This window comes from Paenibacillus sp. FJAT-27812, from assembly GCF_001273905.1.
Taxonomy (GTDB): Bacteria; Bacillota; Bacilli; order Paenibacillales; family Paenibacillaceae; genus Pristimantibacillus.
This window is the reverse complement of sequence record NZ_LIGH01000001.1, coordinates 2478010-2493597: the sequence shown is the minus strand read 5'-3', so window position 1 is coordinate 2493597 and position 15588 is coordinate 2478010. Positions and strand designations below refer to the sequence as shown.

Genomic DNA, 15588 nt, shown 5'->3' with positions numbered 1-15588 from the left:
CATTATCTTTCTTCCAGTGCCAACATTTTATACTGGACAATTAGCTGCAAGAAGACAAAGACAAAAAAAAGACCTATTCGGCACCTGGATGCCAAATAGGTCTTGCTTTTAAAAAAGGAGATTAAAATTAGTAAGTCATACCTGGATAAAGTGGGTACTGCGCAGTAAGATCACGAACCAATCCGCGAGCTTTGGCAAGCACTTCTTCATCTTGCGGGCTGTTAAGGACAAGTGCAATTACCTCAGCAATCACTTTCATTGCTTTCTCATCCATGCCGCGAGCCGTAGCTGCCGGTGTGCCGATACGGATACCGGATGTGACGAATGGGCTAGTTGGATCAAATGGAATTGCGTTTTTGTTTACCGTAATGCCTACTTCATCAAGCACATGCTCAGCTGCTTTGCCCGTGATGTTCAGGCTGCGCGTGTCGAGCAGCATCAAGTGGTTATCCGTACCGCCGGATACGATGTTGAAGCCTTTTGCGACTAGCTCTTCGGAAAGAACTTTTGCATTTTTTACGACTTGTGTCGCGTATTGTTTAAATTCCGGTTGAAGCGCTTCGCCGAAAGCAACTGCTTTAGCAGCAATAATATGCATTAACGGGCCGCCTTGCGAGCCTGGGAATACCGCTTTATCGATTGCCGCTGCCCATGGCTTACGGCAAAGGATCATACCGCCGCGAGGACCACGAAGCGTTTTGTGAGTTGTTGTCGTTACGAAATGTGCATGCGGCACTGGGCTCGGGTGCAAGCCTGCTGCTACCAAACCAGCGATATGCGCCATATCTACCATGAACAATGCGCCTACGTCGTTAGCAATTTGGCCAAGCTTTTCGAAATCGATGGTGCGCGGGTAAGCACTTGCGCCAGCTACGAGCATGCGCGGACGGTGTTTGAAAGCTAGCTTGCGCACTTCTTCGTAATCGATTGTGAAGGAATCCTCTTGCACGCCGTATGCAACGAAATTGTAAAGCAAGCCGGATGCGTTAACCGGGCTGCCGTGCGTCAAGTGACCGCCATGCGCCAGGTTCATACCAAGAACCGTGTCGCCAGGCTGCAAAGCCGCTAGGTAAACAGCCATGTTCGCTTGTGCGCCGGAGTGTGGCTGTACGTTCGCATGCTCAGCGCCAAACAGTTCTTTTGCACGGTTGCGAGCGATGTCCTCAACGATGTCAACATGCTCACAGCCGCCGTAGAAACGCTTGCTCGGGTAACCTTCTGCATATTTGTTAGTCAGGACGCTTCCCATTGCTTCGAGCACCGCTTCGCTAACGATGTTCTCGGATGCGATAAGCTCGATATTGTCGCGTTGACGGCCAAGCTCTAGGCCTAGCGCTTTTAGAACCTCAGGATCTTGCTTGCGTAAATTTTCCATTTCAGTATTCCTCCTCAAGTTAGATAGCCTGTATTTTAAAATGGTTAAAAATCAACTCATTATGGCTCAAAAATGTAACCTAATCGCATGTTCCAGCAGCTTGATCAGCCGTTATATTCGTCTCCAGCTCATATACCGCACGGGAACCGCCTATAAGCTTCGGCCTTGTAACGGCCATCGTCACATGCGCCTCGCCAATGCGGCGAATCGTCGGACGAACCGGTACGGCCACTCTCTTCAAATGCATGCCGATGAACGTATCTCCGATATCGACGCCCGCGTGCGCTTGCACAGCTTCTACTAAACAAGGTGACTCGAGCTGACGATAGGCGTATGCCGCCATCGACCCGCCTGCTTTTGGCACAGGTACCGCACCTACAATGTCTAATCCATAACGCTCAGCGGCAGCTTGCTCGATAACGAGCGCGCGATTCAGATGCTCGCAGCATTGATACGCCGGAATGAAACCAATATCCCTGCGGACAGCTTCCACGCCTGCATAGATCTGCTCAGCCGTCTCCGTTGTCCCTGCTGTACCGATGCGATGCCCAAGCACTTCACTTGTACTTACACCAATGACAAGCAACTGACTCATACCGATTCCGCCAGCGGACACCAGCTCTCGAACAATCGTCTCTACTTGCTCTGCAATGACTCCTGGCTGTAATTGGATGTTTTCACTCATTGCGATGGCCCCCTAATTAGGACTGGCTAATATATTGCTCTTCAATTTGCTTGACTTTATTAACCCGGCCAACATGGCGCTCGCCGTTTGAGAACGGCGTTTCAAGCCAGATCCGAACAATCTCCAGCGCAATCCCAGGGCCGATAACTCGCTCCCCAAGCGCCAATACATTCGTATCGTTATGCTCGCGAGTGGCTTTCGCCGAGAACATATCATTTACTAGCGCGCAGCGGATGCCCCGCACTTTGTTGGCAGCAATCGACATGCCGATTCCTGTCCCGCAAATCAAGATACCGCGCTCTGCTTTGCCGCTCGTAACAAGGTCGCATACAGGCAATGCATAGTCCGGATAATCAACCGATTGGTCGCAGCTGCAGCCAACATCTTCAATTTCATGACCGAGCGATTGAAGAAAAGGAACGACCTCATCCTTCAAACGATAACCTGCATGATCGGCACCAATAGCAATTTTCAACGCAAAAGACCTCCTTCGAAATGATACATCACAGTGCTAGTATACCTATTTTTGCAAAAAAAGACGAAAAAAGAGCAAGACATGCTGAATAGCATGCTGCTCTTTGCCCAGGCGACCGGCCGTATATTCCGATGCTCCACCGTGGTTACCCACTTCCGTCGCCAGTTACATCGGAAACCGTATATTGTCCTTTTATAATAGCCGAACCTTCGTGAAAAATCAATCTATATCGCATTGGGCAATTGCGGAATTACCTCTTCGAAAGCTTGTCCAGCAGCTTCACGAGCGCGTCCTCAATTTCATTCGCGCTGGTGCTGTAAACCGACAACGAGCCGCCGAATGGATCAACGATGTCGAAGCTTGGTATACGGCGCTCCAGCTCAAGCAGCCGGCTTCTCTCAGCGGAGGTCAACTGCTGCCCCAGCGCCTGCTTCATATGAAGTTCTGAATATAGACGCTCCAGCTCTTCGATATCAGCCAGTACGCGCGCGTCCTGATTGGCGTATTCTTTGAGCGTATAGGTTTTGTCGATCGCCTCCGGATGCCATTGCAAAAGCCCGCGCTTATGGTTTGCCGTCATCGTCAAAATTATATCCGCCCAGCCGACCGCTTCGCTCGTCAGCGCAAGCGACGTGCTTTTGTGATCGATGTCGCGTTGTCTAAGCGTCTCTACCGCATGTGCCGAAACCGGAAGCCCATCAATCGTAGATATGCCCGCAGAACGTACAGCAACCGTAATGTTTCTCAGAGCAGCCATCCGGCGAAGCATAGCCTCCGCCATCGGCGAGCGGCATGTATTGCCGGTACAAACAAATAAAATACGCTTCACACTGCCAACTCCTTTTCTACCCGAATCTAAGTGTCTGTCCATCAAAAAATAAACAAGATGCCAAAGACGAGCAAAATGGCCCCGCCTATGGCTTCGCCATATTCACCAAGATTGTTGCTTACTTTGCGCCCAAGCATTAAGCCCAGCACCGACATCAGCCCGCCAAAAAAACCAATCAGCAGAATGGTCGTCCACAAATTAGCTGCAAACATGCCAAGCGTGATGCCAACGGAGAAGGAATCAATGCTGACGCTTAGCGAAAGCACCAGCAAGCCCCATAGGGACCGATGGTCAAAGGACTGCACCGCGTCTCCGCGCAGCGAGCTATAAACCATATGACCGCCTAGCAGAACTAGCAAAATACCGGCTGCAGTCGTTGCCACATCTCCAAGCAAGCCGCCTACATACTGCCCGGTATATATGCCCGCAAGCGGCATTATAACATGAAACAGAGCAATCACAATGCCGAGCTTTAAAATATCCAGCAGCCGAATACCTTTCAGCCCAATGCCAAGTCCAAGTGAAAACGCGTCTAAACCGAGCGCCAACGCTATAATGAGCAGCGTCAACAGCTGTCCGGCATGCAAATGTGCTTCGACCACAGTCAATCTCCCCCATGTCCGCCTGTATTCTTTACCAAACATATGCGGGCATGAGGACAAACATACTATTTGCTGTGCCAAGCTAAATTTTCAATGACTGGAAATAACGTGAAACCCAAGCTTTTCTTGTAGCTGCCTATACGAAAATAATTCGGTTACCCGCCGCCTTAGCCAGCCGGTTCATCAAGGCTGCGCCAATGCCATGAATGCTGCAGCACTCCGCCCATATGCGCTGCGCGCCTGCGCCGTCAAACTCACGCAAGGCTGCGTATAGCAGATGCGCTGCTGCATCAAGCTCTAACTCGCTTCCCAATGAAAGCACAGTATCCGACTCATAGCGGCCAAGACGTTCTTCAAAGGCGAGCACGCCCGTAATCTCGCCGCGCGCTCGCGCAGCTGTCACTTGCGCCTGAATGTACGCGACGACAGCTTCAGAATCGCCTTGTACAAGCTCCAGCTCCCCTTGCGGCGCATAATGCGTATATTTCATGCCGGGGGAACGAGGCGCCGTCTCTGGCTCCTCTGTTATGCCGCTGTCGATTTCAGCAGCCGGCGCCGCCTGCTGCAGCGCTTCAAGCGTTATGCCTCCTGGACGCAATATCCGAATGTCCTTGTCGCCGACCAGCTCTATCACCGTCGATTCCAAGCCAACGCCCGTCGGCCCGTCGTCAACTACACCATCGATACGTCCATCTAGATCCTCCAGCACATGCTCGGCAAGCGTCGGGCTTGGCCTGCCGGATCGATTGGCGCTTGGCGCGGCAACCGGGCAGCCCGCCTGCACAAGCAGAGCAAGCGCCGTAGGGTGGTCCGGCATCCGGATGCCCACGGTTGATAAGCCAGCCGTCACTAGCGGGGAAAGCACGCCCGGACGGACAGGCAGCACAATCGTAAGCGGCCCCGGCCAAAAATGGTCCATAAGATCCGCAGCCAGCTGCGGATATGGCAGCACCAGCTCATTCAATTGCTCGCGCTGAGCGATATGAACGATAAGGGGATTGTCCGAAGGACGCCCCTTTGCGGTAAATATTCGCTCTACGGCTGCTGTGTTTCGCGCATCCGCGCCAAGTCCATACACCGTCTCCGTCGGAAAAGCAATTACGCCGCCGTCTTTCAGCTGACATGCGGCCTGTGCGAGCTCTTCGCGCAGCCGATTGTCATCAGCCTTTTTTACACGCCATATATTAGTTGTCGTCATCTTTATCCTTCAATCCTTGCCGCTAAAATTAAATTGTCCATTCATCCATTATTATAGCATAAGCGCTCCAAAACGAGCAGAAACGGCAGCTCCTCCCCGCAAAATCAGAAGGAACTGCCGCTTCTTATGCAAACAATGATTTGATCCAATCGATAAGCGATTTGATCATCTCCCAGAGAAAAAACTTCGCTTCCGGCGCTTCTCCTGCAGCAGGCGCATCTGCCGCCGCTGCTTGCAGCGCGGCCGCCTTCTCTGGAGCAGCATCCGCCTTCTCCGCTGCTGCCTTTGCCGTCTCCTCGGCTGGCGCAGCCGAAGCCTCGCCAGTTGCAGCATCAATGAAGCAAAGCGGCGGGAACAGCACGCACCACCAATTTTGACCTTTGCCTTCGCCAAGCGTAATGCGAAGCGCTTCATAGTCACCGGCTGGATAAACCTGATTGCCGTACATTTTTGTAGGGAAAGGAACCATGCCAAGCTCGGCGGCGGAACCATATTCAAAGCCGCGGCTCTTTAATACCTTTGCTGTAATCCGTTCAATTTCAGGCATATTGGCGATAATCGTCTGACGTGCTTCCTCAATCGTCTGAGGGCCCGTAACCCAGCCGTTCATCGCTTTAACGATCTCATCCCGGACAACGCGCTTCACGACTTGGTCCGCGGGATTATCGGAGTTGGCTAATATACGTAAACGAATCGCTTCCTGCGGAATTTCGCCGCCAGCAACCGCTGCATCCATCTTCTGGGCTTCCCAGCTCATAATTAAAATAATAATGGCAAAAACAATAAAACCATATGATCTGCGATAAGCGGATTTTTGGGCGCGCACCGAATAAGAAGGAGTGGACTTCGAAACATTGGAATAAGAATGAATGGAAAAATGGCTGGACATACACACAAGCTCCTCTCGTCGCACCCGTCAGTGCGTCTGCTTGCGTTCCGGAACGTATCTATCCGTCATTATGTCCGCCTACCGGAAAATATAAACCTAGCAATCTATCTTTTTTAATTCGGTTCCGAGAGTGACTAGAGCGGGAAAAAAGCTAGACGATAAAAACTTTAGCTTTTCACACCCGTCGGTTGGCAAGCTATAATGGTGTCAATAAACATACAAACGAAGGCAGCATCGTTGATGCGCCTCGATTCTTCATGCAGATAAGGATGGTTGCCCATGAATTTTGAAACTGCCTACACCACCTATCGGCCGCTGCTTCATTCGATTGCCTACCGCATGCTTGGCTCCTTCAGCGAGGCCGAGGATATGGTTCAGGACGTATTTGCGGATTACAGCCGGCTGGACGCAAGCGACATAAGCAATGAAAAAGCCTACTTGGTTCGAATGGTTACGAACCGCAGCTTGAATCTGAATCAATCCGCGCGCAAGCGCAGGGAGGTTTATACCGGGCAGTGGCTCCCTGAGCCTGATGTCACGACGATTAAGCAGGACCCGGCCGAGCTGTATGACCTTCATGAATCGGTGTCCTATGCGCTGCTCGTTATGCTTGAGCAGCTCTCCGCTGTCGAGCGGGCCGTATTCATTCTAAGGGAATCGCTGCAATACGATTACGAGGAAATCGCAGCTTGCTTGCAGAAATCGGAGGCCAACTGCCGGAAGATCTACAGCCGCGCGAAAGAAAAGCTGCAAAAGGAACGGAACCTGCTGCCGGTAAACTCGGAAAAAGCCCAGCCGCTCGCCATCACGTTTATAGAGGCGGCAGCGACCGGCAATTTCGACAAGCTGATCTCGCTTTTGACGGAAGAGGCTGTGCTTGTTTCCGATGGCGGAGGAAAAGTCCGTGCGGCGATATTCGCCATTATTAGCAGAGATCGCGTTATTGCGTTTTTGCAGGGCGTTATTCCTAAAACTTTTCTAGGCGACAGCCATAAGTTTGCGATCGTTAACGGACAATTCGGCATCATTATCATAAAAGACGGCAAACCTAGAAGCGTCATCAGCTTCCGGCTAGACGAGTCCGAGCAAAAGGTTGAGCGCATATACGTCATGCTGAATCCCGACAAACTGCAGCATGTTCGGCTGGATTAAGCACATCCGCTTACATCTAGGCACACTTGCGCTCACCCGAAAAAACTTTTTTTCATCTTCTGTCACAACCGGAGCGGCTGCTTTGTCTTAGATGACGAAGAAACGCATTCAGCCTCACAAAGGCTAACCAATCGGATGATAGAGGAGAATGAAGAACATGACCGAAAGAACCGTAATTATGAAAGAAGCCCCTGCCGCATACCAAGCGATGCTCGGATTGGAAAAATATTTGGGCACTGCCAGCATCGGTAAACAGCTGAAGGAATTGATAAAAATTCGCGCATCGCAAATAAACGGCTGCGCATACTGCATCAATATGCATACCAAGGACGCAAGAGAGCTTGGCGAAACCGAGCAGCGGATCTATGCTTTGAGCGCTTGGCGCGATACGCCTTACTTCACGCCTGCAGAGCGTGCCGTGCTTGCCTTGACCGAGTCGGTTACCGTTATTACGAAGGAGCATGTGCCCGATGCGGTGTACGATGAGGTTGCGAACTATTTCGACAGCACGCAGGTAGCGGAGATTATTATGGCCATCGTTACGATTAACGCTTGGAACCGTATTGCGATTAGTACGAATATGATGCCGGAGTAAGAGAGTTTCTGCAGCGTGAGTTGTCATGCGAGGCGGAATTTTAAAAAAGGATGCGGCCGAAAATCCAATTTTCGGCTGCATCCTTTTTATTTCGCCCTATCAGGCGCGGCATAACGAGTCAGATAAAAACAATATTCACTCAGCGTGGCTGCGACTGAATGGCAATGACATGCCGCTCAATACCGGCATAGTCGTTAATGATGCGGATATCATCCCATGCGCCCATGCTGCGCATCATGTCTGCGACGATGCGAGGCTGGCCCATGCCGAGCTCGAAGGCGACGATGCGAGGCATCTGTACGAGCAGCGGAAGCTGTTCCAGCATGCGGCGGTACGGGTCTAAGCCGTCCGCCCCGCCTTCCAGCGCGAGATGCGGCTCATAGTCGCGCACCTCGCGCTGCAGGCCTGGCATATCCGCCGCAGGGATGTACGGCGGATTCGAGACTAGCACGTCGATGCGCAGCCGCTCGTGCGGGGGTTCACCCTGCTCATGCCCGGGTATGAAGGGCATGAGCAGGTCGCCCTGCACGAACGCCATCCGGTCCGCCGCTTCATGGCGGGCCGCGTTCGCGCGGGCGACTGCCAGCGCGTCCGGCGACAGGTCGGACGCGCTCACGCGCCACGCGGGACGCTGCGAAGCTAGCGTGACGGCGATGGCGCCGCTGCCTGTACCGACGTCAACGACCGTCGGCGCCTGCCCTTCGCCCGCTGCCTGCGGCCAGATTAGATCGGCCGCTTCCAGTACGGCCTCAACGAGCAGCTCCGTCTCGGGGCGGGGAATGAGTACCGCCGGCGATACGGCAAAAGGGCGGCCGTAGAACCACTGCTCGCCAATCATGTATTGAACAGGCTCACCCAGAGCCTTCCGGCGCACGAGCTGCTCCCAATCGGCAAGCTTATTGGGCGGGAAAGGATCCCCTCCGTCGCGAAGCAGCGCAGCCCGGTCGATATCGAGCAAATGCATGAGCAGCAGCTCCGCATTGTTGCGCGGCTCCTCTACCGCCTCTTCCTTCAAGAGTGAGGCGGCTCGCATGCTTGCTTCGCGAATCGATAGCGGCAGCGTAAACCATTGACCACTATTCATGTTGATCACTCCTTCCATGCTCTTTCTTCAGCTCCAAGAGCTGCCCATAACCTAATAAAACGCCGGGCCGCCGGATGCTTATCGCAAGCATCCGACAACCCAGCGCATTATGGTTTAAGCCATTTCACGTTCCATTAGATCAGCTTGCTCCGCAATCGTAAGCGACGAAATGACTTCCGTCAAATCACCGTTCATGACGGAATCAAGCTTATGCAGCGTAAGTCCGATGCGGTGATCCGTTACACGGCTTTGCGGGAAGTTGTACGTGCGAATACGTTCGCTGCGATCTCCCGTTCCAACCTTGCTCTTCCGCTCGCCAGCATATTTCGCTTCTTCCTCTTGGCGACGAACATCCGAGATACGTGCGCGAAGCACGGCTAGCGCCTTCGCTTTGTTTTCATTTTGCGATTTGCCATCTTGGCAAGTCGCCATGATGCCTGTCGGAACATGCAATACGCGAACCGCGGATTTCGTCGTATTAACCGATTGACCGCCTGCTCCGCTGGAGCAGAACGTATCGACGCGAATATCCTTGTCTAAAATCTCAACCTCAACATCTTCAACCTCCGGCATTACGGCTACCGTCGAAGTCGAGGTATGAATGCGTCCGCCTGATTCCGTTACCGGAATACGCTGCACGCGGTGCGCGCCGCTCTCGAACTTGAGCTTGCTGTACGCGCCTTTGCCCGTAACCATGAAGATAACCTCTTTGAAGCCGCCCAGATCGTTCTCGCTGAAATCCATCAGCTCCACTCTCCAGCCTTGCGTATCGGCAAACTTCGTATACATGCGATACAGCTCATATGCGAACAAAGCTGCTTCATCGCCGCCGGCAGCGCCGCGAATTTCTACGATAACGTTCTTGTCGTCATTCGGGTCCTTCGGCAATAGTACGATGCGAATTTTCTCATCAAGCTCAGCTTGGCGCTTGCTTAATTCGTCAATTTCCATCTTTACCATTTCACGCATTTCGTCATCGAGCTTCTCTGCCTGCATCAGCTTGGCATCGTCAAGCTGCTCGGTAACTTGTTTATATTCCGTAAAGGCATCATAAGCCTCTTGTAAATCCGACTGCTCCTTGGAAAGCTCTCTAAGCCGCTTGGGATCACTGGATACATCTGGATCACACAAAAGCTCGCTCAGCTTCTCATACCGGTCTGCGAGTGCTTGTAAACGGTCAAACACGATCATTCACCTCTGTTTATTCCATTAGGATAATGTTCATTATACCATATCAACGGCATTGTATCGACTGCTGGTTTGGAATTGCGACCAGTAAACTGCGCCCAAATTCGAAATAAAGCCCCGCGAGCGCAGTGCAGCACTCACAGGGCCTTATTATTGCCAATTGTTTTACACGTTAAAACGGAAATGGATAACGTCGCCGTCGCGCACGACATATTCCTTGCCCTCAAGGCGAACTTGGCCCTTCTCGCGGGCCGCTACCATGGAGCCAGCCGCTGCAAGGTCCGTAAAGGATACAACTTCGGCACGAATGAATCCACGCTCGAAATCGGTATGAATGACGCCAGCCGCTTGCGGCGCTTTCGTTCCTTTGCGAATCGTCCATGCACGAACCTCTTGCACGCCTGCCGTGAAATACGTGTATAGCCCAAGCAATTTATAAGCCGCGCTGATCAAACGGTTCAAGCCGGATTCTGACATGCCAAGCTCCTCAAGGAACATTTCCTTGTCCTCGCCTTCAAGCTCGGCAATTTCCGCCTCTACCTTCGCGCTGATCGGCACAACTTCCGCGCCTTCCGCAGCCGCGAAATCACGAACGCGCTGAACATACTCGTTGCCGTCTGAGTTTGAAACCTCATCCTCGCTTACGTTCGCAGCGTACAATACCGTTTTCATCGTCAGCAAATGCAGATCGCGAACGAGCAGCTTCTCATCGTCGCTAAGCTCTACGCTGCGCGCAGGCATGTCGTTGTACAATGCTTCCTTGATGCGCTCAAGCACTTCAATTTCTTGGGCAACCTTCTTGTCGCCGCCTTTTAGGTTTTTGCGGGAACGCTCGATCTTCTTATCAACGGAATCGATATCCGCCAAAATCAGCTCCAGGTTAATGGTCTGAATGTCGCTGATCGGATCCACTTTACCGGATACATGCGTTATGTTGTCATCTTGGAAGCAGCGAACCACGTGAACGATCGCATCAACCTCGCGGATATGCGCCAAAAACTTGTTGCCAAGTCCTTCGCCCTTGCTCGCGCCGGCTACTAGGCCAGCGATATCAACAAATTCGAATGCCGTTGGCACAATGCTCTTCGGAACGACAAGCTCAACCAGCTTGTTCAAACGCTCATCCGGCACCTCAACAACACCAACGTTAGGATCTATTGTACAAAAAGGATAGTTGGCAGATTCTGCCCCTGCTTGTGTAATTGCGTTAAATAAAGTCGATTTGCCGACGTTCGGCAAGCCTACGATTCCAGCTTTCAATGCCATGCTATAAGACACCCCTATTTTCCCGAAAGTAAACAACTCCAGCTATTATACCCCAGCGTCCCCTACATTGAAAGTGCCAACGGCTTCCGTCAGCCACTTTAATCAGCCTTTAAAGCGAATAAATGATGGATTGTGTACACAAGCTATGTATCCGCAAATGTAAACTTACTCGTACGGAGCAAGCTGCCAATAAGCACATCCGAAGGAGGTGAGCCCATGGAAAATCAGACGCACAAAGGCAATTACAAAGGAACGACGAATATGAAGGCAAAAAATCAGGATATGGCATTCGTCAACGATACGATCGAGGATACGAAGTCCACATCCAATTTCACTTCCAAAAAGAAGAAAACGGATTAGCTATCGTCCTTCAACTATCAAACAGCCTGAATACCGCCCGCTCATCGCCGGCTGTATTCAGGCTGTTTTTATTCCTTATGAAATGGCTACATACGGATCGGCGCTTCCTGCAGCTCGGCGCGCGATTGCAGATAGCGGAAGAACGCAACCGATGCCTCGCCTCGCGTCACCTGCTTCTTAGGCAAAAACTTGCCGTCAGAGAGGCTCATGATTTTGAGACCAACGACGATTGCCGCCTGCCCTTTGTTCTCGATTTGCGTGGCATCCTTAAATGTCGCTTTAAAAATATGATCATAATTCGCAAGCGCGTTATAGCCAAGCGCACGCACAATCAGCTCTGCCATCTCATCACGGGATACTTTGCCCCCTGGATTGAAGGACCCGTCGCCCACATCAATTAGATTTTGCTCCAAAGCAGATTCTACATACAAGAAATAGTTAGAGCCGTAAGCAACATCATTAAATGAGGCTTTAGCTCCTGCGCTATCGGCTGAAGAAAGCATGCTCGGCAACCGCCCGCTATTTCTGGCCAGCACCAGCATCTTGATCAGCTCTCCGCGCGTAACCAGCTCATTTGGACGCACTTGGCCATCTTTTACGTCGAGCGCTTTATAAGCAACCATCAGCTCCAGCTGACGCTGCGCAAAATGCCCCTCGATGTCCTGTGCCTTCGGCTTCTCGAGCTGCGTCGCTTCGCCGGTATCCCGGTTGCGCCAGCTGCCCGTCTCTGCGTCAAGAAATACTTGCTCATCCATCAATCTCGGCACTAATCGGTAGACGAGCTCGGCTTCCGTAGCCGTCTCCACCTCGTTGCCCTTTATTTCACCCGAAGCGAGCATCAGGTTATACTTCTCGATCGGAATCGGCTGGCCGTTCCATGAAAATTGCTGAATCAAGCGATACGTAAGCTGCGTACGATAATAAGTTAACCACTCTGCTACTGCCTGCTCTTTTTTGATCAACGCTGGCGCATCAGCAGGGTACTCAAAATCCGACAGGTTCGTATCATAATTGAGGATCTCGCCCGTACGTGAATCGATGGATACGTTGATGCGGTCAAATTCGACTTCCGCGCCATGTATTTTGTGCACAAAATTAAAATAGTATTGACGATTCTCGCTTGCGCTTAGTCCCTCATATTGCTTAGGATCAGGCTTTACCAAATACAGCTCATCCGTCAGCCATGGCAGATGTTTTTTCACTGCATCCGTCGCCAGTGCCGATGCTTGCTCAAGCGTTACGCTTGGACTACCTGACGGCGCTTGCTCATTGTACGTATACGTATAAAAATTACGGACAACGCCGTTACGCCCATCGACAGAAGCGGATGCGGAGCCAAGCTCCTTGCCGTCCTTCTTAATCGACCAATTCAAATGCCAATACGCCTCTAGCTTGCCGGTGCTCTCGTTATTGTTTTCACTGTAATTCGAACCGTTCAGCTCCGCCCCTGCCGGCAGCTTAAAAGCCGCTTTCACCGCATCTGCTGCTTGCTTCTCCGTAACCGTTGTCGCCTTAGGCTCCTCGCCTAACGGTTTGTCTGTCAAAGGAGTATCAGAAACGGTGCCCGCTCGAAAGTACGCATCCTTTGACGGTCCTTTTATTTCTCCCGTAACCGCATCGATGGATATAGCCTGTAGCTCATAGCTGAGCACGGGTTTTCTTTTTCCCTGCATATTGCGAGGCACGATATAAGCAAGCTTAGGATCAGAAGCTGCTCGAAGCTTAGCGTTGGCTTCTTCTAAAGTAAGCTTCGCGTCGACCTTCGGGAAAGTAATCGTATCATCCCATTGCAGCGAAAACCTCTGTATATGACCTTCGCTATCCACTTCCAGCTCGATATAGTTATCCACGTACGGAATGTCCTGAACCACACGGTCAAAGCGGAGCGAATGCACCACCTGACCCGATAATGGCGGCAGAAGCTGAACTCCGTATTCCGGATTGTACTTCAATTGTGCTTTATAATCCGAAGCGATCTTATCTATGAATTGGAGCGCGATTTGCTGTGCTGCGTCACGTTCGACCTTAAGCGGGTATGTCGGCTTAGCAGACGGATTATCGGTGTAAGAGTTAAATTCGAGCAGCTGTCCTTTGTCCGCATGAATACGGACATAAATGCTGCCCAAATGCTTGCCGTTTACTTTCTTCACGAAATCAAGGCCCCAAGAATTACGCTTCCCGCCTGCCAGCATTTCCATCGAAAGATTAGCTCCTTGGAGCACGTACTCCTTCGGTATGCTCACATACTGCCTAGCCAACGCCTCTGCCTTCTCCTTCGTAATGGCAACGTTCACCGGAGCCTCAAATGCTTCTCCCATCTTATCTCCTCCCGACGAAGGCGCTGCTTGCGCAACTGCACTCGTCCCTACAGGCTTGTTAACGCTTTCGGCAAATGCCGCAGCAGGCAATACGCTCATCAGCATCACCGTCGACAGCATAACAGCAAGCTTCTTCCGATTATTCCTCTTCACTGCTTCACCCTCCAATGCTTTTCCAATTTATTCATAAATTAGACGTTTCCTGCTGAGGGGAAGTTGCACAAAAAACGAAAAAAAGACTGTCTCAGGCTTGCAACCTGACGACAGTCTCTCATTAATAAACGATAATTGCGGTTATGCAGTTTTTCTACGCGAGAAGTACGCCCCTATTTTTTGCAAAATATAAACGCCCAGCCAAGTCGACAAAATAATAAACAACGGCATAACGGTAAAATTATAACGATACTCCGGTACAAATACGAGCCTGATCATCGACATAATGATGATGACTACCGCGAGCATAGCTGCCGGATGACGCCATCTCCATATAAGGGCAAGCAGCGGAATGATCGTACTGTATACAATCAATATATGCAAGTAGGCTACATGCGGATAAGCATGATATATGGGTGAATGCCCAGAGCCAAAGAACATATGCGTATACGTATATTTGAGCTTGCCTACCGTGTACCATTTTACGTATTTCCATGTTTGCTGAGTGAAGCCTGCTTTAATGCGCGCCCAAGCGTATTCATTTTGCGACATTCCATTTTGCACAACGATTTTATCGGTATAATCTTTGTTTGGATATGTACCGGCTTTGAACGGATTCGATTGGGATGCTGTCATAACAAACTCATTTAACGTTACAACGTTGCGAATCCACCATGGAAGCATTGTCGCCGAGAGGCATAAGCCCGTAATGATGCCAAGCAATGCGACTTTTTTGAAAATGGCAAGCTTAGAGGCTGTAGCCACTTTCTGCTCTGACCTTGGCCTGAACCATTGCTGAAGCAAGAACACACCATACAACGGAACAAATAAGGGCAAGAATTCCGCTCTTACGAGTACCGTAATCCCTAATAACACGCCAGCGAGAGCTGCATCGCGCTTTCTTTGCGTTCGAAAGGCATGAAGCTGCATCGACAAGTAACCCATTAGAAAAAATAACGCGAGCGTCTCAGTAAGAACGGCGCCGTTGGCCCAAATAAAAGGATGGTAAATCGCAGAAATAAACAGCGATATAATGGCAATCCATTTGTTTCTCGTAGCTTGCATGGCTATCATATAAATCAAAATTAAGGTTGCTAAGCTGATGAGCACCTGCACCCACCGGATCAGCGGGAATGGCTCTACGCCGATTTGATCTGCTACGACGTACATAGCGGTCATAAACAACGGGTATCCTGGAGTTACCCTTGCATTAGAAACCTCTTCCTTATAGGCATAAATGCCTTTGTCCAGCAGCCGATGAACCATCTCATCGTAATATTTCGTATCATGCGATACGGTATGCTTGACCGAAGTAAGAAAGTCAGCTCTAAGCCAAGTGGCCAACACAAAAATAAGGACAATCGCTATTGTCCATGCTTTGTTTTTTCTAATCCATTCAACCACGTTCGTTAATCCCCC

Annotated in this window: 15 protein-coding genes and 1 riboswitch; of the genes, 3 read left to right on the top strand and 12 right to left on the bottom strand. The window is 51.0% G+C overall.

Going from position 1 to position 15588, the window contains the following annotated elements:
- Window positions 1-127: 127 nt before the first annotated feature.
- The 7 genes from glyA to spoIIR form a co-directional block, all read right to left on the bottom strand.
- Window positions 128-1375 carry a serine hydroxymethyltransferase gene (gene glyA, locus ADU23_RS10750; protein ID WP_053373745.1) on the bottom strand — a complete coding sequence of 416 codons (1248 nt, stop codon included), beginning with the start codon at window positions 1373-1375 and terminating at the stop codon, window positions 128-130.
- 79 nt (window positions 1376-1454) lie between these two features.
- Window positions 1455-2060 (bottom strand): TIGR01440 family protein, encoded by a 606-nt coding sequence (locus ADU23_RS10745; protein WP_053373744.1) that lies wholly within the window; start codon window positions 2058-2060, stop codon window positions 1455-1457.
- 16 nt (window positions 2061-2076) lie between these two features.
- The gene (gene rpiB, locus ADU23_RS10740; RefSeq protein ID WP_053373743.1) at window positions 2077-2535 is read right to left on the bottom strand and encodes a ribose 5-phosphate isomerase B; all 459 of its coding nucleotides are present in this window, start codon (window positions 2533-2535) and stop codon (window positions 2077-2079) included.
- 98 nt (window positions 2536-2633) lie between these two features.
- Window positions 2634-2714, bottom strand: a riboswitch (ZMP/ZTP riboswitch).
- 71 nt (window positions 2715-2785) lie between these two features.
- Window positions 2786-3364 (bottom strand): low molecular weight protein arginine phosphatase, encoded by a 579-nt coding sequence (locus ADU23_RS10735; RefSeq protein WP_053373742.1) that lies wholly within the window; start codon window positions 3362-3364, stop codon window positions 2786-2788.
- Between the two features lie 41 nt (window positions 3365-3405).
- Window positions 3406-3966, bottom strand: coding sequence for a manganese efflux pump MntP (locus ADU23_RS10730; protein WP_053373741.1), 561 nt, complete (start codon window positions 3964-3966; stop codon window positions 3406-3408).
- 136 nt (window positions 3967-4102) lie between these two features.
- Window positions 4103-5164 (bottom strand): L-threonylcarbamoyladenylate synthase, encoded by a 1062-nt coding sequence (locus ADU23_RS10725; RefSeq protein WP_053373740.1) that lies wholly within the window; start codon window positions 5162-5164, stop codon window positions 4103-4105.
- Window positions 5165-5288: 124 nt separating this feature from the next.
- Window positions 5289-6053: a stage II sporulation protein R gene (spoIIR, locus tag ADU23_RS10720; protein WP_082311060.1), complete on the bottom strand. Its 765-nt coding sequence runs from the start codon at window positions 6051-6053 to the stop codon at window positions 5289-5291.
- A 279-nt stretch (window positions 6054-6332) separates the two neighbouring features.
- On the opposite strand from spoIIR, the gene ADU23_RS10715 reads away from it, so the two are divergent.
- Together ADU23_RS10715 and ADU23_RS10710 are read left to right on the top strand one after the other, a co-directional pair.
- Complete coding sequence (locus tag ADU23_RS10715) at window positions 6333-7205, top strand: RNA polymerase sigma-70 factor (protein WP_053373739.1); 873 nt, start codon at window positions 6333-6335, stop codon at window positions 7203-7205.
- Between the two features lie 157 nt (window positions 7206-7362).
- Window positions 7363-7800 carry a carboxymuconolactone decarboxylase family protein gene (locus tag ADU23_RS10710; protein ID WP_053373738.1) on the top strand — a complete coding sequence of 146 codons (438 nt, stop codon included), beginning with the start codon at window positions 7363-7365 and terminating at the stop codon, window positions 7798-7800.
- 139 nt (window positions 7801-7939) lie between these two features.
- On the opposite strand, the gene prmC is transcribed toward ADU23_RS10710, so the two are convergent.
- The 3 genes from prmC to ychF all read right to left on the bottom strand — a co-directional run bounded on the left by prmC (window position 7940) and on the right by ychF (window position 11338).
- Window positions 7940-8884 carry a peptide chain release factor N(5)-glutamine methyltransferase gene (gene prmC, locus ADU23_RS10705; protein ID WP_053373737.1) on the bottom strand — a complete coding sequence of 315 codons (945 nt, stop codon included), beginning with the start codon at window positions 8882-8884 and terminating at the stop codon, window positions 7940-7942.
- A gap of 114 nt (window positions 8885-8998) precedes the next feature.
- Complete coding sequence (prfA, locus tag ADU23_RS10700) at window positions 8999-10069, bottom strand: peptide chain release factor 1 (RefSeq protein WP_053377571.1); 1071 nt, start codon at window positions 10067-10069, stop codon at window positions 8999-9001.
- 168 nt (window positions 10070-10237) lie between these two features.
- Window positions 10238-11338, bottom strand: a complete 1101-nt coding sequence (ychF, locus tag ADU23_RS10695) for a redox-regulated ATPase YchF (RefSeq protein ID WP_053373736.1) — start codon at window positions 11336-11338, stop codon at window positions 10238-10240.
- 216 nt (window positions 11339-11554) lie between these two features.
- On the opposite strand from ychF, the gene ADU23_RS33170 reads away from it, so the two are divergent.
- On the top strand, window positions 11555-11698 hold the full coding sequence (locus ADU23_RS33170) for a hypothetical protein (RefSeq protein ID WP_176707811.1): 144 nt from the start codon (window positions 11555-11557) through the stop codon (window positions 11696-11698).
- A gap of 86 nt (window positions 11699-11784) precedes the next feature.
- Here ADU23_RS33170 and ADU23_RS10690 read toward each other — a convergent pair whose 3' ends face one another.
- Together ADU23_RS10690 and ADU23_RS10685 are read right to left on the bottom strand one after the other, a co-directional pair.
- Window positions 11785-14169, bottom strand: a complete 2385-nt coding sequence (locus ADU23_RS10690) for an S-layer homology domain-containing protein (protein ID WP_053373735.1) — start codon at window positions 14167-14169, stop codon at window positions 11785-11787.
- 141 nt (window positions 14170-14310) lie between these two features.
- Entirely contained in the window at window positions 14311-15573 is a 1263-nt protein-coding gene (locus ADU23_RS10685) for a phospholipid carrier-dependent glycosyltransferase (protein WP_053373734.1), read from the bottom strand.
- Window positions 15574-15588: the final 15 nt, after the last annotated feature.